The following is a 15550-nucleotide window of genomic DNA, read 5'->3' as shown; positions in this document are numbered from 1 at the left end:
GACCGGAATGGTCCCCAGCCCCGCCCTTTCACCGTTTCCCGGGGCTCCGCCCCGGACCCCGCGCCTCAAACGCCGGCGAGGCTGGAACCGGGGAGCCCCGAGCGGCCTACCGGCCCCGGAGCTCGCGGTACTTCGCGACCAGCGCGGCGGTCGATGCGTCGAGGCCGGGGACCTCCGTGCCCTCCACGAGCGCCGGCTCGACCCGCTTGGCGAGGACCTTGCCCAGTTCGACGCCCCACTGGTCGAAGGAGTCGATGTTCCAGATCGCCCCCTGTACGAACACCTTGTGTTCGTACAGGGCGATCAGCTGCCCCAGCACCGACGGCGTCAGCTCGGTCGCCAGGATCGTCGTCGTCGGGTGGTTGCCGCGGAACGTCTTGTGCGGGACCAGCTCCTCCGGGACGCCCTCGGCCGCGACCTCCTCCGCCGTCTTGCCGAAGGCCAGCGCCTGGCCCTGGGCGAAGAGGTTGGCCATCAGCAGATCGTGCTGGGCCGCCAGGCCCGGCTCCAGCTCGGCCACGGGGCGGGCGAAGCCGATGAGGTCGGCCGGGATCGTCTTCGTGCCCTGGTGGATCAACTGGTAATACGCGTGCTGACCGTTGGTGCCGGGCGTGCCCCAGACCACCGGGCCCGTCTGCCAGCTGACGGGCCGTCCGTCGCGGTCGACCGACTTGCCGTTGGACTCCATGTCCAGCTGCTGGAGGTAGGCCGTGAACTTCGACAGGTAGTGGCTGTAGGGCAGCACCGCGTGCGACTGCGCGTCGTGGAAGTTGCCGTACCAGACGCCGAGCAGGCCCAGCAGCAGCGGCGCGTTCTCCTCGAACGGCGCGGTGCGGAAGTGCTCGTCGACGAGGTGGAAGCCGGCCAGCATCTCGCGGAAGCAGTCCGGGCCGATGGCGAGCATCAGGGACAGGCCGATCGCGGAGTCGTACGAGTAGCGCCCGCCGACCCAGTCCCAGAACTCGAACATGTTGTCGGTGTCGATGCCGAACTCGGCGACCTTCTCCGCGTTCGTCGACAGCGCGACGAAGTGCTTGGCCACGGCCTCCTGGCCGGCGCCCAGTCCCGTCAGCAGCCAGTTGCGCGCCGACGTGGCGTTGGTGATGGTCTCGATCGTGGTGAACGTCTTCGAGGCGATGATGAACAGCGTCTCGGCCGGGTCCAGGTCCCGCACGGCCTCGTGCAGGTCGGCGCCGTCCACGTTGGAGACGAAACGGAACGTCAGGTCGCGCGCGGTGAAGGCGCGCAGCGCCTCGTACGCCATGGCCGGGCCGAGGTCGGAGCCGCCGATCCCGATGTTGACGACGTTCCTGATGCGCTTGCCGGTGTGGCCCTTCCAGTCGCCCGAGAGCACCCGGTCGCAGAACACCTGCATCTTGCGCAGGACGGCGTGCACCGCGGGGACGACGTTGTGCCCGTCCACCTCGACGACGGCCGACTCCGGGGCACGCAGCGCCGTGTGCAGCACGGCCCGGCCCTCGGTGTTGTTGATCTTCTCGCCACGGAACATGGCGTCCCGCAGCTCCGCCACGCCGGTGGCCGCCGCCAGCTCGCGCAGCAGCCGCAGCGTCTCGTCGGTGACCAGGTGCTTGGAGTAGTCCAGATGGAGGTCGCCCACGGTGAGCGAGTACCGCGCGGCCCGGTCCGGGGCGTTCGCGAACAGCTCCCGCAGGTGCACCTCCCCCAGTTCCTCGCGGTGCTCGGCCAGCGCCTTCCACTCCGGAAGACGGTCCAGCGCGGTGCGGCCAGCTGCGTTCAACCCGTACATCAGCCCACTTCTTCTACTCGTTCGGCCCCGCCGTACTCCAACCTAATTGATCTGCGGACGGTTCGCGCCGCGGACGGCAACGGCCCGGCCGCGCCCCCGGGTCGGGGGCGCGGCCGGGCCGTTCCCGGTGCGCGTGGTTGTCCGCTCAGATCTCGCCGCGGAGCTTGGCGAGCGCCTCGGCGAGGATCGCCTCGCCGTCGGCGTCGCTGCGCCGCTCACGGACGTAGGCCAGGTGGGTCTTGTAGGGCTCGGTGCGCGGCGGGTCCGGCGGGTTGTCCCGGTCCTGGCCGGCCGGGAAGCCACAGCGCGGGCAGTCCCAGGTGTCGGGCACCTGCGCGTCACTGGCGAAGCTCGGCTGGGTCTCGTGCCCGTTCGAGCACCAGAAGGAGATGCGCAGGCGCGGGGCCGACTCGCCCCGCTCCGCCTCACCCATCGGCCCCGCACCGACCCGGCTTCCCCGGATCGCGTTGCCACTTGCCACGGTCGTAACTCCCTGCGTGATGGTGCTGCACTGTGCCGAACAGCGGCCGCACCGCGGGGAACGACGGTCCGCCCCGCCGCGGGCGCCTCGGTCTACGTAAGGCCCAACGCGCGTCCGGTGGCAGGAGTTACCGCCCGGCCGTAGGGACGCGGACCCAATCATAGGCCGCGCATACGACGGTACGTCAGCTGTCGAGCTTCATCAGCACGCCGAGCACGACAATGCAGGCGAACCAGAGCAGGCCGACCACGATCGTGATCCGGTCGAGATTGCGCTCGGCGACCGAGGAGCCGCCGACGGAGGACTGCATGCCGCCGCCGAACATGTCGGACAGACCGCCGCCCTTCCCCTTGTGCATGAGCACCAGCATCATCATCAGCAGGCTGAAGACGATGAGGGCGATCGAGAACCCGATGACCACGGCTGGACCAACTCTCTCGGACTGACTCGGATGGACGAATGGGTGCGGGGCCGGGTGGCGCGTTCACGCCGGTCCCGGCCCCGACAGGGTACGACGGAGACCCGCCGCCGTCATAGCGACGACGGCGGGACCACCGGTCCTACTGATCGCGGAAGCGCACGATCCTGACGAACTCCTCGGCGTCCAGCGCCGCGCCGCCGACCAGGGCGCCGTCCACGTCGGGCTGCGCCATGATCGCCGCGACGTTGCCGGCCTTCACCGAGCCGCCGTACTGGATGCGGACCTTGTCGGCCACCTCCTGGCCGTACAGCTCGGCCAGGCGGCCGCGGATCGCCCCGCAGACCTCCTGCGCGTCCTCGGGCGTGGCGACCTCGCCGGTGCCGATGGCCCACACCGGCTCGTAGGCGATGACGACCGTCGCGGCCTGCTCGGCCGGGACGTCCTTCAGGCCGCCGTCGACCTGGGCCAGGGTGTGCGCGACCTGGTTGCCGGCCTTGCGGACGTCCAGGCCCTCGCCGACGCACAGGATCGGGGTGATGCCGTGCTTGAAGGCGGCCTTCACCTTGGCATTGCAGATCTCGTCGGTCTCGCCGTGGTACTGGCGGCGCTCGGAGTGGCCGACGGCCACGTAGGAGCACTTCAGCTTGGCCAGCATGGCGCCGGAGATCTCACCGGTGTAGGCGCCGGAGTCGTGCGCCGAGATGTCCTGGGCGCCGTACTTGATCTTCAGCTTGTCGCCGTCGACCAGCGTCTGCACCGAGCGCAGGTCGGTGAACGGCGGCAGGACCGCGACCTCGCAGGCCTCGTAGTCCTTGTCCGCGAGGGCGAAGGCGAGCTTCTGGACGTGGGCGATGGCCTCGAGGTGGTTGAGGTTCATCTTCCAGTTGCCCGCCATCAGCGGGGTGCGTGCAGTCACGGTGGTTCAGTCCTCCAGTGCGGCGAGGCCGGGGAGCGTCTTGCCCTCGAGGTACTCGAGGCTGGCGCCGCCGCCGGTAGAGATGTGATCGAACTTCCTCCGGCCACCGGCCTCCTCGTCGAAGCCCAGCGTGCGGACGGCCGCGGCCGAGTCGCCGCCGCCGACGACGGTGAAGCCGTCCGAGTCCAGCAGGCCCTGCGCGACGGCCTTGGTGCCGTTCGCGTAGTCGGGGTGCTCGAAGACGCCCATCGGGCCGTTCCAGAAGACGGTGCCGGCGTCGGCCAGCTTCGCGGCGTACAGCTCACGCGTCTTCGGGCCGATGTCCAGGCCCTCCTTGTCCGCCGGGATGGCGTCCGAGGAGACGGTCTCCGGGTTGGCCGGGGCCTTGGTCTTCAGGTCCGGGAAGTCGGCCGAGACCAGCACGTCGACGGGGAGGACGAACTCCACGCCGCGCTGCTCGGCGCGGGCCAGGTACTCCAGGCAGACCGGGATCTGGTCCTCCTGGAGCAGGGAGATGCCGACCTCGTGGCCCTTGGCCTTGAGGAAGGTGTACGACATGCCGCCGCCGACGAGGATGCGGTCGGCCTTCTCCAGCAGGTTGTCGATGACGCCCAGCTTGTCGGAGACCTTGGCGCCGCCGAGCACGACCACGTAGGGGCGCTTGACGTCCTCGGTGAGCTTCTTCAGCACGCCGACCTCGGTGGCGATCAGGTCGCCGGCGGCGTGCGGCAGGCGCGCGGGCAGGTCGAAGACCGAGGCGTGCTTGCGGTGCACGGCGCCGAAGCCGTCGCCCACGTACAGGTCGGCGAGCCGGGCGAGCTCGTCGGCGAAGGCACCGCGCTCGGCGTCGTCCTTGCTCGTCTCGCCCGCGTTGAAGCGGAGGTTCTCCAGCAGCGTGACCTCGCCGTTCGCCGTGGCGGCAACGGTGGCCTTCGCGCTGTCGCCCACCGTGTCGGTGGCGAACGAGACGTTCTTCCCGAGGATCTCCCCGAGCCGGCCGGCGACCGGGGCGAGGGAGAACTGCGGGTCCGGGGCGCCCTTGGGACGGCCCAGGTGGGAGGCGACGATCACCTTGGCGCCGGCGGCGGCCAGCTTGGCGATGGTCGGGGCGACGGCGCGGATGCGGCCGTCGTCGGTGATGGTGGTGCCCTCCAGCGGCACGTTGAGGTCGGCGCGGACGAAGACCCGCTTGCCCTCCACGCCGTCCTGGATGAGTTCGTCGATCGTCTTCATGCAGACTCCGGGGGTGCGTTCCGTGAGTGTCAGCTGAGTATCAGCCATGCGACGGGGCCCGTACGCGCCAGGTGCGCCGTACGAGCCCCGAACCCCTGCATCGCTCAGGTCAGAGCTGGCCGCCGACGAAGACGGTCAGGTCGACGAGGCGGTTGGAGTAGCCCCACTCGTTGTCGTACCAGCCGACGATCTTCACCTGCTTGCCCTGGGCCATGGTCAGCGAGGCGTCGAAGGTGCAGGACGCCGGCTCGTTGACGATGTCGGAGGAGACGATCGCGTCCTCGGTGTACTCCAGGACGCCCTTCAGCTGGCCCTCGGCGGCCTTCTGGAAGGCGGCGTTGACCTCGTCGGTGCTGACCTCGCGGTCCAGCTCGACGACCAGGTCGGTGACCGAGCCGGTCGGGACCGGGACGCGCATGGCGATGCCGTCCAGCTTGCCCTTGAGCTGCGGCAGGACCAGCGAGGTGGCCTTGGCGGCACCCGTCGAGGTCGGGATGATGTTGACCGCGGCGGCCCGCGCACGGCGCAGGTCGGAGTGCGGGAAGTCCAGGATGCGCTGGTCGTTGGTGTACGCGTGGACCGTCGTCATCATGCCCTTGACGATGCCGAAGGTCTCGTCGAGGACCTTGGCCATCGGCGCCACGCAGTTGGTGGTGCAGGAGGCGTTGGAGATGACGTGGTGGCTGGCGGCGTCGTACTTGTCGTGGTTGACGCCCATCACGATGGTGATGTCCTCGTTCTTGGCCGGGGCCGAGATGAGGACCTTCTTCGCGCCGGCGGCCAGGTGCTTGGCCGCGTCCTCGCGCTTGGTGAAGATACCGGTGGACTCGATGACGATGTCGGCGCCGAGCTCGCCCCAGGGGAGGGCGGCCGGGTCGCGCTCGGCCATCGTCTTGAAGGTCATGTCGCCGACGGTGATCGTGTCGTCGGTGTGGCTCACCTCGTGCTTCAGCCGACCCAGGACCGAGTCGTACTTCAGCAGGTGCACCAGGGTGGCGTTGTCGGTCAGGTCGTTGACACCGACGATCTCGATGTCCGCACCCTGCTCCAGGAGCGCGCGGAAGTAGTTACGACCGATACGGCCAAAGCCGTTGATGCCTACGCGGATCGTCACGAACCGATCTCCTCGTTGGTGTGCCGGGCTGTCCGCCGGCGGCTGTTTGGGATGTCCCCGACCACCACCGACCCTACCTCTAATGAGAGCGCTACGTGACATTGGCGGCGCTGGCCCGCGCCCCCGCGACCGGCGGGAGCACAGGCGAGCGGAGGGCCGCACGGGCGAGCGGTGAAAGGGGGTGCCGAAGGGGCCGGATCAGCCTTCTACGGCCCGGAGCGCGGCCCCGGCGAGGGTCGCGCGCTCGCGGGCGTCGGGCATGTTCTCCAGCCCGAAACCGAGCAGGACGGTGTCCTTGGTGGCCACCGCCGCGACCGGCCGCCCGTCACTCAGCGTGACCTTCGGGGTCGGGGCTCCGCCGGCGGCGGGCCCGTACTCCCCCGCGGCGGCGCTGCGGAACTGCGGGAAGCGGTCGGCCGGCAATTCGTCCGAGATCGGCCGGAAGGTCCCGGCGCGGTCCAGCGCGCCCGTGCCGCCCGCGGCGGCGAGGGCGGCCGTGGTGCCGGTCAGCTCGCCGCGGCCGGTGAACCGGGCCGGGGCCCGCAGCTCGGTGCGGCTGCCGGCGCCCAGCCAGTACTGGGCGAAGTCGTCCGAGTCGCCCTCGCGGAGCCGTACGTCGCCGCCGGCCTTGACGCCGGCCGCGATCAGCTTGCCGCCCTCGTTCACGAACGCGCGTACGGCGAGCATGGCGGCGCCGTCGGGCTGCTTGGCGCCCGAGTACCAGACGACCGTGTCGAAGTGGCCGAGCACGCCCAGGGCGTCGGGAACACCCTGCTTCGCCACGTCCCACACGACCGTCCTGCGGCCGTTGTCGGCCAGGGCACGGGTGTACGCGGCGGCGTGCCGGGCCGTGGCGCCCTCGTCGGCCAGGACCAGCGTGTCGGCGGCCGGGCGCTGCGCCACCGTGTACGTGAACGGGGTGCTGGCGGTGGGCCGGCCCTCGGCGGTGCGGCCGGTGAACCAGACGCTGACCTTCGCCCCGGGCCGGGCGCCCTTGACGGCGGCGCGGTACTGGTCGAAGCGGATGTTGTCCTCGCCGCCGTAGCGTTCGCCGCCGTCCCAGGCGCGCAGCGGCTCGGTGCGGGTGGGGCCGCCGTCGACGCGGTAGTTGAGGCGCTTGTCCCGGACGCTCTTGCGGGCGGTGACGGCCACGGTCTGGTCGCCGCCGCGCGCGTAGGAGGTGGTGAAGGCGTGCGGGGTGAAGTCGGGGGCGGTGATGCCGGTGGTGGAGACGGGCCGGTCGGGGTGGCCGGCGGTCTCGGCGACGGCCAGCGCGAACGGGATGTTCTTCTCGAACTCGCGCCGGATCAGCTTCTCGTCGTCGGGGAAGGTGAAGGACGAGCGGCAGTCGGCCGGGTCCCAGCGGTCGTTCGGGTCGGCGGCGGAGACGGTCTGGCACGTCGACATCTCGGGCGTGAACATCATGGTGCCGTGTGCGTTGGCGGCGTGGCCGTCGGCCTCCCCGTTGGTGGTGTAGAGCTCGGCGGAGAGCTGGGGCCGGTAGCCGGGGATGGCCGACTTCTCCGGGGTGCCGGCGAGCGCCTTGTAGAGCACGTCGTCGGGGGTGGCGGTGGCCTCCTGCCAGCCGACGCCGTAGAGCAGCAGTTCGGCCGCCGAGTGGTAGTTGATCGCGTAGCGGAAGCCGAGGCGCTTCTCGAAGGCGTCGAGGGCGCGGGTCTCGGGCTCGGAGGCGGGGGCGGTGCCGCGGTAGGTCTCGCTGCCGGGGCGGGGCGAGGAGCCCTCGTTGTCGTAGCCCCACTTGTAGGGGAAGTTGCGGTTGAGGTCGACGCCGTCGCCGGGGGTGATCCTCCCGTCGCCGTTGTTGTCGCGCAGGTTCTTGCGCCACAGCCGGTTCTTCGGGTCCTGGAACGTGTAGTCGTAGCCGTCGGGGTTGGCCGAGAGCACGAACCACAGCTCGGTGCCGTCGACGATCCGCGTGATGCGCTCGTCCTTGCCGTAGCGGTCGAGGTAGTGGTGCATCAGCCGCCGGGTCATCTCCGGGGTGATCCACTCACGGGCGTGCTGGTTGGACATGTAGAGGACGGCCGGTTTCGAGCCGTCGGGGGCCTTGGCGGCGCCCTTGGACACCTTGACGGCGAGGATGTCCTGGCCGCGCACGGTCCTGCCGATGCTGACGACCTTGGCCAGCCCCGGGTGGCGGCGCGCGGTGTCGGTGATCTCCTGCCGGAGGCCGTTCTTCCCGCTGTACGGGCGGAAGACGCCGTCGCCCTTGGGCGGCGCGGCGGTGGGGCGGGTCTTCTTCTCGGTGAGGTCCACGCCCTGGCCGCGCAGGTCCGCGGCCTGGGCGGGGGTGAGGACGAGTTCCACGGGGACGGGCTTGTCGCCGGTCACGCGTGGTCCGAGCTCGTGCGCGTCGACGCCCGCGCGGAGCAGCAGCGGGACGCGGTCGGCGGTGATGCGGGCGGTCCAGACGTGCAGCGAGTCGTCCTGCGGTGCGGGCCGTGCGTGCGACGGTGGTGCGGCGGCGAGTCCGCCGAGCACCACCGCGGCCACCGCGGCGACTGCTCTCGCCCTGGGTCTCATGAGCCCCCCTTGCCGTTGGCTGTCACATGGCGTGGACGGTCGTCAGGGTCATGACCAGCTCATGATCATGTCAACAACGCCTTTCGCGTCGCCCGGGGCGGGCTTGCGGGGCGGGGAGCCGGGGCCCACAGCGGACCGCCCCCGCTGCCCGGAGCGGGCCGCGGGGGCGGGGAGCGGAAGCGACAGCGGAAGCGGAAGCGGCAGCGGTGGCAGCGGGTGGCGGGCCGGGGGCTGCGGGGCCCGGTCAGCCCACCATGCCCTCGGCCATCTCCTCCGTCAGGTCGGGGATCTCGGCCAGGTTGGACTCCGTGCCCGGGATGCCCAGGTCCTGGGCCCGCTTGTCGGCCATGGCCAGCAGGCGGCGGATGCGGCCGGCGACGGCGTCCTTGGTCAGCGGCGGGTCGGCGAGCGCGCCCAGCTCCTCCAGCGAGGCCTGCTTGTGCTCCATGCGCAGCCGGCCGGCCGCCGCCAGGTGCTCGGGGACCTCCTCGCCGAGGATCTCCAGCGCCCGCTGGACACGCGCGCCGGCGGCCACGGCGGCCCGCGCCGAGCGGCGCAGGTTGGCGTCGTCGAAGTTGGCCAGGCGGTTGGCGGTGGCCCGCACCTCGCGGCGCATCCGCCGCTCCTCCCAGGCCAGCACCGACTCGTGCGCACCCAAACGCGTCAACAGCGCGCCGATCGCATCACCGTCACGGACGACGACGCGGTCCACGCCGCGCACCTCGCGCGCCTTGGCCGCGATCTGGAGTCTGCGGGCCGCCCCGACCAGCGCCAGCGCCGCTTCCGGGCCGGGACACGTCACCTCCAGGGACGAGGAGCGGCCGGGCTCGGTCAGCGAGCCGTGGGCCAGGAACGCGCCACGCCAGGCGGCCTCCGCGTCGCAGGTGGCACCGGAGACGACCTGCGGGGGCAGCCCGCGGATCGGCCGGCCGCGGCCGTCGACCAGGCCGGTCTGGCGCGCCAGCTGGTCACCGCCCGCCACCACCCGCACCACGTACCGGCTGCCCCGGCGCAGCCCGCCGGGGGCCATCACCACCAGGTCGGAGGAGTGCCCGAAGATCTCCAGGATGTCCTTGCGGAGCCGCCGGGCCGCGATCCCGGTGTCCAGCTCTGCCTCGATCACGATGCGGCCGCTGACCAGGTGCAGCCCGCCCGCGAACCGCAGGATGGCCGAGACCTCCGCTTTCCGGCAGCAGGTGCGGGTGACGGGAAGCCGGGAGATTTCGTCCTTCACCGCAGCCGTCATCGCCATGGGCCGATCCTTCCATGCATCCGAAAAATACGGTCGTACGCGGCGGCCAACAGCTCCGGATCGTGCGTCGGGGAGCCGTCGGGCGAGGCGACCGCCGCCAGCTCGACCGTTGCCCCGAGCCGCTTTGCGGCATCCGTCAGGCTCTCCCGGTCGGGCACGGCGGCCGCGTCGGCCAGCACCACGTCCAGGGCGAGTTTAGGGGCGTGTCGGGCCAAAACCTCCAAATGACGTTGCGGGGAGAAGCCATCGGTTTCGCCGGGTTGCGGCGCGAGGTTCAGCGAGAGCACCCGGCGGGCGCGGGTCTGCTGGAGCGCGTCCAGCAGCTCGGGCACCAGCAGATGCGGGATGACGGAGGAGAACCAGGAGCCGGGGCCGAGCACCACCCAGTCCGCGTCGAGCACGGCCTCGACGGCCTCCGGCACCGCCGGCGGGTCCTCCGGCACCACGTGCACCGACTGCACCTCGCCGGGGGTCAGCGCCACGGTGGCCTGGCCCCGCACGGTGGTCAGGTCGTCCGGCGCGTCCGGGTCGTGCCCGCGGACCTGCGCCTGGAGCTCCAGGGGCACCGCCGACATGGGCAGCACCCGGCCGTGGGCGCCGAGGAGCTTGCCGACGAGGTCCAGGGCCTGGACGTGGTCGCCCAGCTGCTCCCAGAGGGCCACGATGAGCAGGTTGCCCACGGCGTGGCCGTGCAGCTCGCCCCGGCTCTCGAAGCGGTGCTTGATCACTCGGGCCCAGGTCTGGCCCCAGTCGTCGTCCCCGCACAGCGCGGCGAGGGCCTTGCGGAGGTCGCCGGGGGGCAGCACGCCCAGCTCGTGCCGGAGCCGGCCGCTGGAGCCGCCGTCGTCGGCGACGGTGACCACGGCCGTGAGGTCGCCGGTGATACGGCGGAGCGCGGCCAGGGACGCGGACAGCCCGTGGCCGCCGCCGAGGGCGACGACCTTGGGCTGGGTGCCGCGCCGCGCGACGCGCTGCGGGCGGCGCTCGCCGGCCGCCTGCGGCCGGCCCGGCACGAGCCGGCCGACGCGGCGCATGCGGAAGGACCGGCCGGTCACTCGCGCCCCATGTCGCGGTGGACGACGACGGTCTCGACGCCCTCGGAGACCAGGCGGTGGGCGAGCTTCTCGGACATGGCCACGGAGCGGTGCTTGCCGCCGGTGCAGCCGACGGCGATGGTCACGTACCGCTTGCCCTCGCGGCGGTAGCCGGCGGCGATGAGCTGGAGCAGCTCGGTGTAGCGGTCGAGGAACTCCTTGGCGCCGGGCTGGTTGAAGACGTAGCCCGAGACCTCCTCGTTGAGGCCGGTGAAGGGCCGCAGCTCCGGCACCCAGTGCGGGTTCGGCAGGAAACGGCAGTCGACCACGAGGTCGGCGTCGACGGGCAGGCCGTACTTGTAGCCGAACGACATCACCGTGGCGCGCAGCTCCGGCTCCTCCTCGCCGGCGAACTGGGCGTCGAGCTTGGCGCGCAGCTCGTGCACGTTGAGGCTGGAGGTGTCGATCACCAGGTCGGCGTCGCCGCGCAGCTCGCGCAGCAGGTCGCGCTCGGCCGCGATGCCGTCGACGATGCGGCCCGAGCCCTGGAGCGGGTGCGGGCGGCGCACCGACTCGAAGCGGCGTACCAGGGCGTCGTCGGACGCCTCCAGGAAGATCACCCGGCGCTTGACCTTCTTGGCCTCCAGGTCCGCCAGGGACTCGCGCAGGTTGTCGAAGAACCGCCGGCCGCGCACGTCCACGACCACGGCGATGCGCGCCACGTTGCCCTGCGAGCGGGCCCCGAGGTCCACCATGGTGGGGATCAGGGCGGGCGGCAGGTTGTCGACGACGAACCAGCCGAGGTCCTCCAGGCACTTGGCGGCGGTGCTGCGCCCCGCCCCCGACATGCCGGAAATGATCACCAGCTCGGGGATGCCCACCGTCTCGCCGGCCGCGTCCACCGTCGTGCCCGTACTCACCTTCGCTCCGTCCCGCTCGGTCGCGTTCATCCTGGGTTCCCCCGTTCTCCCCGTTCCGCCGGCCGTGCCGCCGGGTGTGGTCCCGTGTTCCATACTGCGGCCTCCGCCGGTCCGTGGCGCGGAGCCCCTACCGGGCGGCTCCATCATTCCTCCACGTCGTCCATGATCTCTCCCGTCGCCGTGTTGACGGCGGGGGCGGGCGGCGCCGCCGCGGCGAGCGCCGCGGCGACGGTCTCGGCCGTCTTCCGGCCGATGCCGGGCGTCTCGCAGATCTGCTCGACCGTGGCGGCGCGCAGCCGCTTGACCGAGCCGAAGTGTTTGAGCAGGGCCTGCTTGCGGGTCTCGCCCAGGCCCGGCACGGCATCCAGCGGCGACGCCTTCAGCGTCCGGGTGCGCTTGCTGCGCTGGTAGGCGATGGCGAAGCGGTGGGCCTCGTCGCGGACGCGCTGGAGCAGGTAGAGGCCCTCGCTGGTGCGCGGCAGGACCACCGGGTCGTCCTCGTGCGGCAGCCAGACCTCCTCCAGGCGCTTGGCGAGGCCGCACACCGCCACGTCGGTCACGCCCAGCTCGTCCAGGGCCCGCTGGGCGGCGGCCACCTGCGGCTTGCCGCCGTCGACCACGACGAGCTGGGGCGGGTAGGCGAAGCGCTTGGGCCGGCCGTCGTCGTCCCGGTGCGTGTCCGGGGCGCCGGGGGCGTCGGGGGCTTCGTCGTCCTGGACCGCGCTCTCCTCCGTCCACTCCCCCGCCTTCTGCTTCTCCTGGAGGTAGCGGCGGAAGCGCCGGGAGACGACCTCGTGCATGGACCGGACGTCGTCCTGTCCCGCGAAGCCACGGATCTGGAAGCGCCGGTACTCGCTCTTGCGGGCCAGGCCGTCCTCGAAGACGACCATGGAGGCGACCACGTCCTGCCCCTGGAGGTGCGAGATGTCGAAGCACTCGACGCGCAGCGGCGCCGAGTCCAGGCCGAGGGCCTCGGCGATCTCCTCCAGGGCGCGGGAGCGGGTGGTCAGGTCGGAGGCGCGCTTCGTCTTGTGCAGCGCGAGGGCCTGCTGGGCGTTGCGCTGCACGGTGGCCATGAGGTCCTTCTTGTCGCCGCGCTGCGGGATGCGCAGGTCGACGCGGGCGCCGCGGCGCTCCGCCAGCCACTGGGCAACCGGCTCCGGCGGCTCGGGCAGGGCGGGGACGAGGACCTCCTTGGGCACCGCGTCGCCGCTCTCCTCGCCGTAGAGCTGCTGGAGGGCGTGCTCGACGAGGCCCGCGGTGTCGACGGCCTCGACCTTGTCCGTGACCCAGCCGCGCTGACCGCGGACCCGGCCGCCGCGCACGTGGAAGATCTGGACGGCCGCCTCCAGCTCGTCCTCCGCGACGGCGATCAGGTCGGCGTCGGTGGCGTCGGCGAGGACGACGGCGTTCTTCTCCATGGCGCGGCGCAGCGCCTCGATGTCGTCCCGGAGCCGGGCCGCGCGCTCGTACTCCATCTCCTCGGCGGCCTCCTGCATCCGCTGTTCGAGGCGGCGGAGGTAGGCGCCGGTGCGGCCGGCCATGAAGTCGCAGAACTCCTCGGCCAGTTCGCGGTGCTCCTCGGGGGTGACGCGGCCGACGCAGGGCGCGGAGCACTTGCCGATGTAGCCCAGCAGGCAGGGGCGGCCGATCTGCGCCGAGCGCTTGAAGACGCCCGCGGAGCAGGTGCGGACGGGGAAGACGCGCAGCATCAGGTCGACGGTCTCGCGGATGGCCCAGGCGTGCGCGTAGGGGCCGAAGTAGCGCACGCCCTTCTTCTTGGGGCCGCGCATGACCTGGACGCGCGGGAACTCCTCGTTCAGCGTGACGGCCAGGGAGGGGTAGCTCTTGTCGTCACGGTACTTGACGTTGAAGCGGGGGTCGTACTCCTTGATCCAGGAGTACTCCAGCTGCAGCGCCTCGACCTCGGTGGAGACCACGGTCCACTCGACGGAGGCGGCGGTGGTGACCATGGTGCGCGTGCGGGGGTGCAGGCCGGCGAGGTCCTGGAAGTAGCTGGAGAGCCGCTGGCGCAGGCTCTTCGCCTTCCCGACGTAGATCACGCGGCCGTGCTCGTCCCGGAACTTGTAGACCCCCGGCGAGTCGGGGATCTGTCCCGGCTTGGGTCGGTAGCTGCTGGGGTCGGCCATGCCACACACCCTACTTGCGGGCACTGACAACGACTCCATCCTCCCGCGGGCCGGCCCGCCCCGGTACGGGGGTGCGGCCGGCCCCCGGCAGCGCGGGGCTGCCGGGGGCCGGCGGTGGGGGGTGGGTGGTGCGGTCCGGGCGTGCGGGGCGTCAGCGGCGGGGTGCCCTGCGCACCATCACCGTGCCCAGGCCGAGGACCAGGGCGGCGGCGCCGCCCACGGTGACGGCGGTGCCGGCCTGGTTGCCCTGCCCGCCCTGCTGTGCCTGCTGTTCCTGTGTTTCCTGTTGTGTGTCGTAGCCGCCGGCGGTGCCCTTCCGGGCGTAGGCGGAGCCGGGCAGCTTGTCGCCGTACGCCTTGTGGACGCGGTCGCGGTAGGCGGCGAGGGTGGTGCCCTTCCCGCCCACGGCACGGACGGCGTCGGGGTCGAGGGGCAGGACGCGGTCGCCGCGTTGCACGTACCAGGCGTCGATCTGCGGTTCGCGGAAGACGGTGCCGCCGGACAGGGCGCGGGCGCCCTCGGCGGCGTAGCGGGTCTCGTCGTCGCCGGTGGCGATGTTGACCACGGACCAGTGGCCGCCGGTGCGGGCCGTCCACACCGAGGCCTTCTGCCCGTCGGCGGCGACGGCCTTGCTGGCGAGGAAGTCGAGCCGGGCGACGGGGGCGCCGTCGCGGCCGGCCACGAAGTCCGGGTCGAGGGTGTAGACGGGCACGGTGGCGCCCTCGATCCGCGGCCGGGCGGCGTCCTTGGCGAGGGCGCCGTCGCGGGCGAAGAAGCGGGAGAGGGTCTCCAGGCCGGCGGGGGCGGAGGCCGCGGCGTGGGCGGCGCTCACCTCGTCGGCGGACGGTGGTGCGGGGGTGGCGGGCGGCGGGGCGGCGTGCGCGAGGGGCGCCAGGCCCAGCAGGGCGACGGTCAGGGCGCCGCCGGCGGTGGCGCGGACGGCGCCCGCGCGGGCGCGGCCGGCGGGGTGGCCGGTGGTGCGGTGGCCGGTGGTGGGGTGGGTCATGTCCCTCACGCCCCTATCCCGTAGAGCGAGTGGGTCCAGGAGAAGCGGTTGTTGTTGACGTACCAGCTGTGGGACGCCCAGTTGTAGCGGCTGTTCGACGGCCACGGGTCGCCCCAGTAGACGGTGCTGTTGCTGTCGTCGTAGCCGTAGAGGACGTGCATGTGGCCGCCGCCGGAGGACCACTGGATGCGGGTCTCGACCGGGCGGCCCGCGTCGATCTCGGTCTTGACGGTCGGGTAGCGCAGCCAGCCGCTGACGTAGCGGCCGGGCTCGATGCCGGCCCAGTCCAGGGCGTTCTGCACGTTGCCGAGGGTGGCCTGGTTGTTGGGGCAGGTGCTGCCCTGCTGCCGGCCGAAGGCGGCGTTGCAGAACTGGTTCTGGCTGTACGTGCGGCCCAGGTAGGTGCTGATGGTGTTGCCGGAGGCGGCCCAGCACCAGTTGGTCTTCTCCTGGGCCTGCATGGTGATGGAGAGGTTGCGGGCCGCCCGGGGGGTGGCGCCCTGGTCGCCGGCCGCCGCGTTCGCCGTGGTGGGGACGGCGAGGAGGGCGGCGGCGACGAGGGCCGCCAGGGCCGGTCGTCTCCCGCGGAGGGATGTCGTTCTGGGTGCCGATGCCGATGCACGGGCCATGTGGCGTTCCTCCCGTGACTGGGGGGTTGGGTGGAGGAACGCGTCCGGACGCGTGTGAGGAGCATCGGGGTGTTGTCGTGCG

General features: G+C 72.1%; 12 protein-coding genes and 1 pseudogene. All 13 read right to left on the bottom strand.

The window, feature by feature from the left end; all coding sequences use genetic code 11:
• Positions 1 to 106: 106 nt before the first annotated feature.
• The 13 genes and pseudogenes from pgi to IE305_RS27380 all read right to left on the bottom strand — a co-directional run bounded on the left by pgi (position 107) and on the right by IE305_RS27380 (position 15468).
• Entirely contained in the window at positions 107 to 1759 is a 1653-nt protein-coding gene (gene pgi, locus IE305_RS27440; RefSeq protein ID WP_190132492.1) for a glucose-6-phosphate isomerase, read from the bottom strand.
• Positions 1760 to 1913: 154 nt separating this feature from the next.
• Positions 1914 to 2249 (bottom strand): RNA polymerase-binding protein RbpA, encoded by a 336-nt coding sequence (locus IE305_RS27435; RefSeq protein ID WP_003957010.1) that lies wholly within the window; start codon positions 2247 to 2249, stop codon positions 1914 to 1916.
• Between the two features lie 184 nt (positions 2250 to 2433).
• A complete protein-coding gene (gene secG / locus IE305_RS27430; RefSeq protein WP_190132461.1) occupies positions 2434 to 2670 on the bottom strand; it encodes a preprotein translocase subunit SecG in 237 nt (78 codons plus the stop codon).
• Between the two features lie 139 nt (positions 2671 to 2809).
• A complete protein-coding gene (gene tpiA / locus IE305_RS27425) occupies positions 2810 to 3586 on the bottom strand; it encodes a triose-phosphate isomerase (protein WP_190132460.1) in 777 nt (258 codons plus the stop codon).
• Between the two features lie 6 nt (positions 3587 to 3592).
• Positions 3593 to 4819: a phosphoglycerate kinase gene (locus tag IE305_RS27420; protein ID WP_190132459.1), complete on the bottom strand. Its 1227-nt coding sequence runs from the start codon at positions 4817 to 4819 to the stop codon at positions 3593 to 3595.
• 109 nt (positions 4820 to 4928) lie between these two features.
• Complete coding sequence (gene gap, locus IE305_RS27415) at positions 4929 to 5933, bottom strand: type I glyceraldehyde-3-phosphate dehydrogenase (protein WP_190132458.1); 1005 nt, start codon at positions 5931 to 5933, stop codon at positions 4929 to 4931.
• A gap of 345 nt (positions 5934 to 6278) precedes the next feature.
• A pseudogene (locus tag IE305_RS27410) lies at positions 6279 to 8477 on the bottom strand (M14 family metallopeptidase); the annotation flags it as partial.
• Positions 8478 to 8721: 244 nt separating this feature from the next.
• On the bottom strand, positions 8722 to 9729 hold the full coding sequence (gene whiA, locus IE305_RS27405) for a DNA-binding protein WhiA (protein WP_190132456.1): 1008 nt from the start codon (positions 9727 to 9729) through the stop codon (positions 8722 to 8724).
• Entirely contained in the window at positions 9720 to 10784 is a 1065-nt protein-coding gene (locus IE305_RS27400) for a gluconeogenesis factor YvcK family protein (protein ID WP_190132455.1), read from the bottom strand. The genes whiA and IE305_RS27400 overlap by 10 nt, the downstream gene beginning before the upstream one ends.
• Positions 10781 to 11713 (bottom strand): RNase adapter RapZ, encoded by a 933-nt coding sequence (gene rapZ / locus IE305_RS27395; protein ID WP_229891592.1) that lies wholly within the window; start codon positions 11711 to 11713, stop codon positions 10781 to 10783. Before rapZ ends, IE305_RS27400 begins: the two co-directional genes overlap by 4 nt.
• Positions 11714 to 11826: 113 nt before the next feature.
• Entirely contained in the window at positions 11827 to 13833 is a 2007-nt protein-coding gene (uvrC, locus tag IE305_RS27390; protein WP_190132454.1) for an excinuclease ABC subunit UvrC, read from the bottom strand.
• Positions 13834 to 13984: 151 nt separating this feature from the next.
• Positions 13985 to 14839: a hypothetical protein gene (locus tag IE305_RS27385; protein ID WP_229891591.1), complete on the bottom strand. Its 855-nt coding sequence runs from the start codon at positions 14837 to 14839 to the stop codon at positions 13985 to 13987.
• 5 nt (positions 14840 to 14844) lie between these two features.
• A complete protein-coding gene (locus tag IE305_RS27380) occupies positions 14845 to 15468 on the bottom strand; it encodes a papain-like cysteine protease family protein (protein ID WP_190132453.1) in 624 nt (207 codons plus the stop codon).
• Between the last annotated feature and the right edge of the window lie 82 nt (positions 15469 to 15550).

The sequence above is a fragment of the Streptomyces mashuensis genome, assembly GCF_014654785.1.
GTDB lineage: Bacteria > Actinomycetota > Actinomycetes > Streptomycetales > Streptomycetaceae > Streptomyces > Streptomyces mashuensis.
Note: the sequence above shows the minus strand (reverse complement) of the source record. Positions and strands in the feature narration are given on the sequence as shown.

Excerpts from the sequence above, each read along its gene's own strand:
- IE305_RS27420 (WP_190132459.1), bottom strand. The coding sequence starts at position 4,819 with ATGAAGACGATCGACGAACTCATCCAGGACGGCGTGGAGGGCAAGCGG.
- whiA (WP_190132456.1), bottom strand. The coding sequence starts at position 9,729 with ATGGCGATGACGGCTGCGGTGAAGGACGAAATCTCCCGGCTTCCCGTC.
- rapZ (WP_229891592.1), bottom strand. The coding sequence starts at position 11,713 with ATGAACGCGACCGAGCGGGACGGAGCGAAGGTGAGTACGGGCACGACG.
- uvrC (WP_190132454.1), bottom strand. The coding sequence starts at position 13,833 with ATGGCCGACCCCAGCAGCTACCGACCCAAGCCGGGACAGATCCCCGAC.
- IE305_RS27385 (WP_229891591.1), bottom strand. The coding sequence starts at position 14,839 with ATGACCCACCCCACCACCGGCCACCGCACCACCGGCCACCCCGCCGGC.
- IE305_RS27380 (WP_190132453.1), bottom strand. The coding sequence starts at position 15,468 with ATGGCCCGTGCATCGGCATCGGCACCCAGAACGACATCCCTCCGCGGG.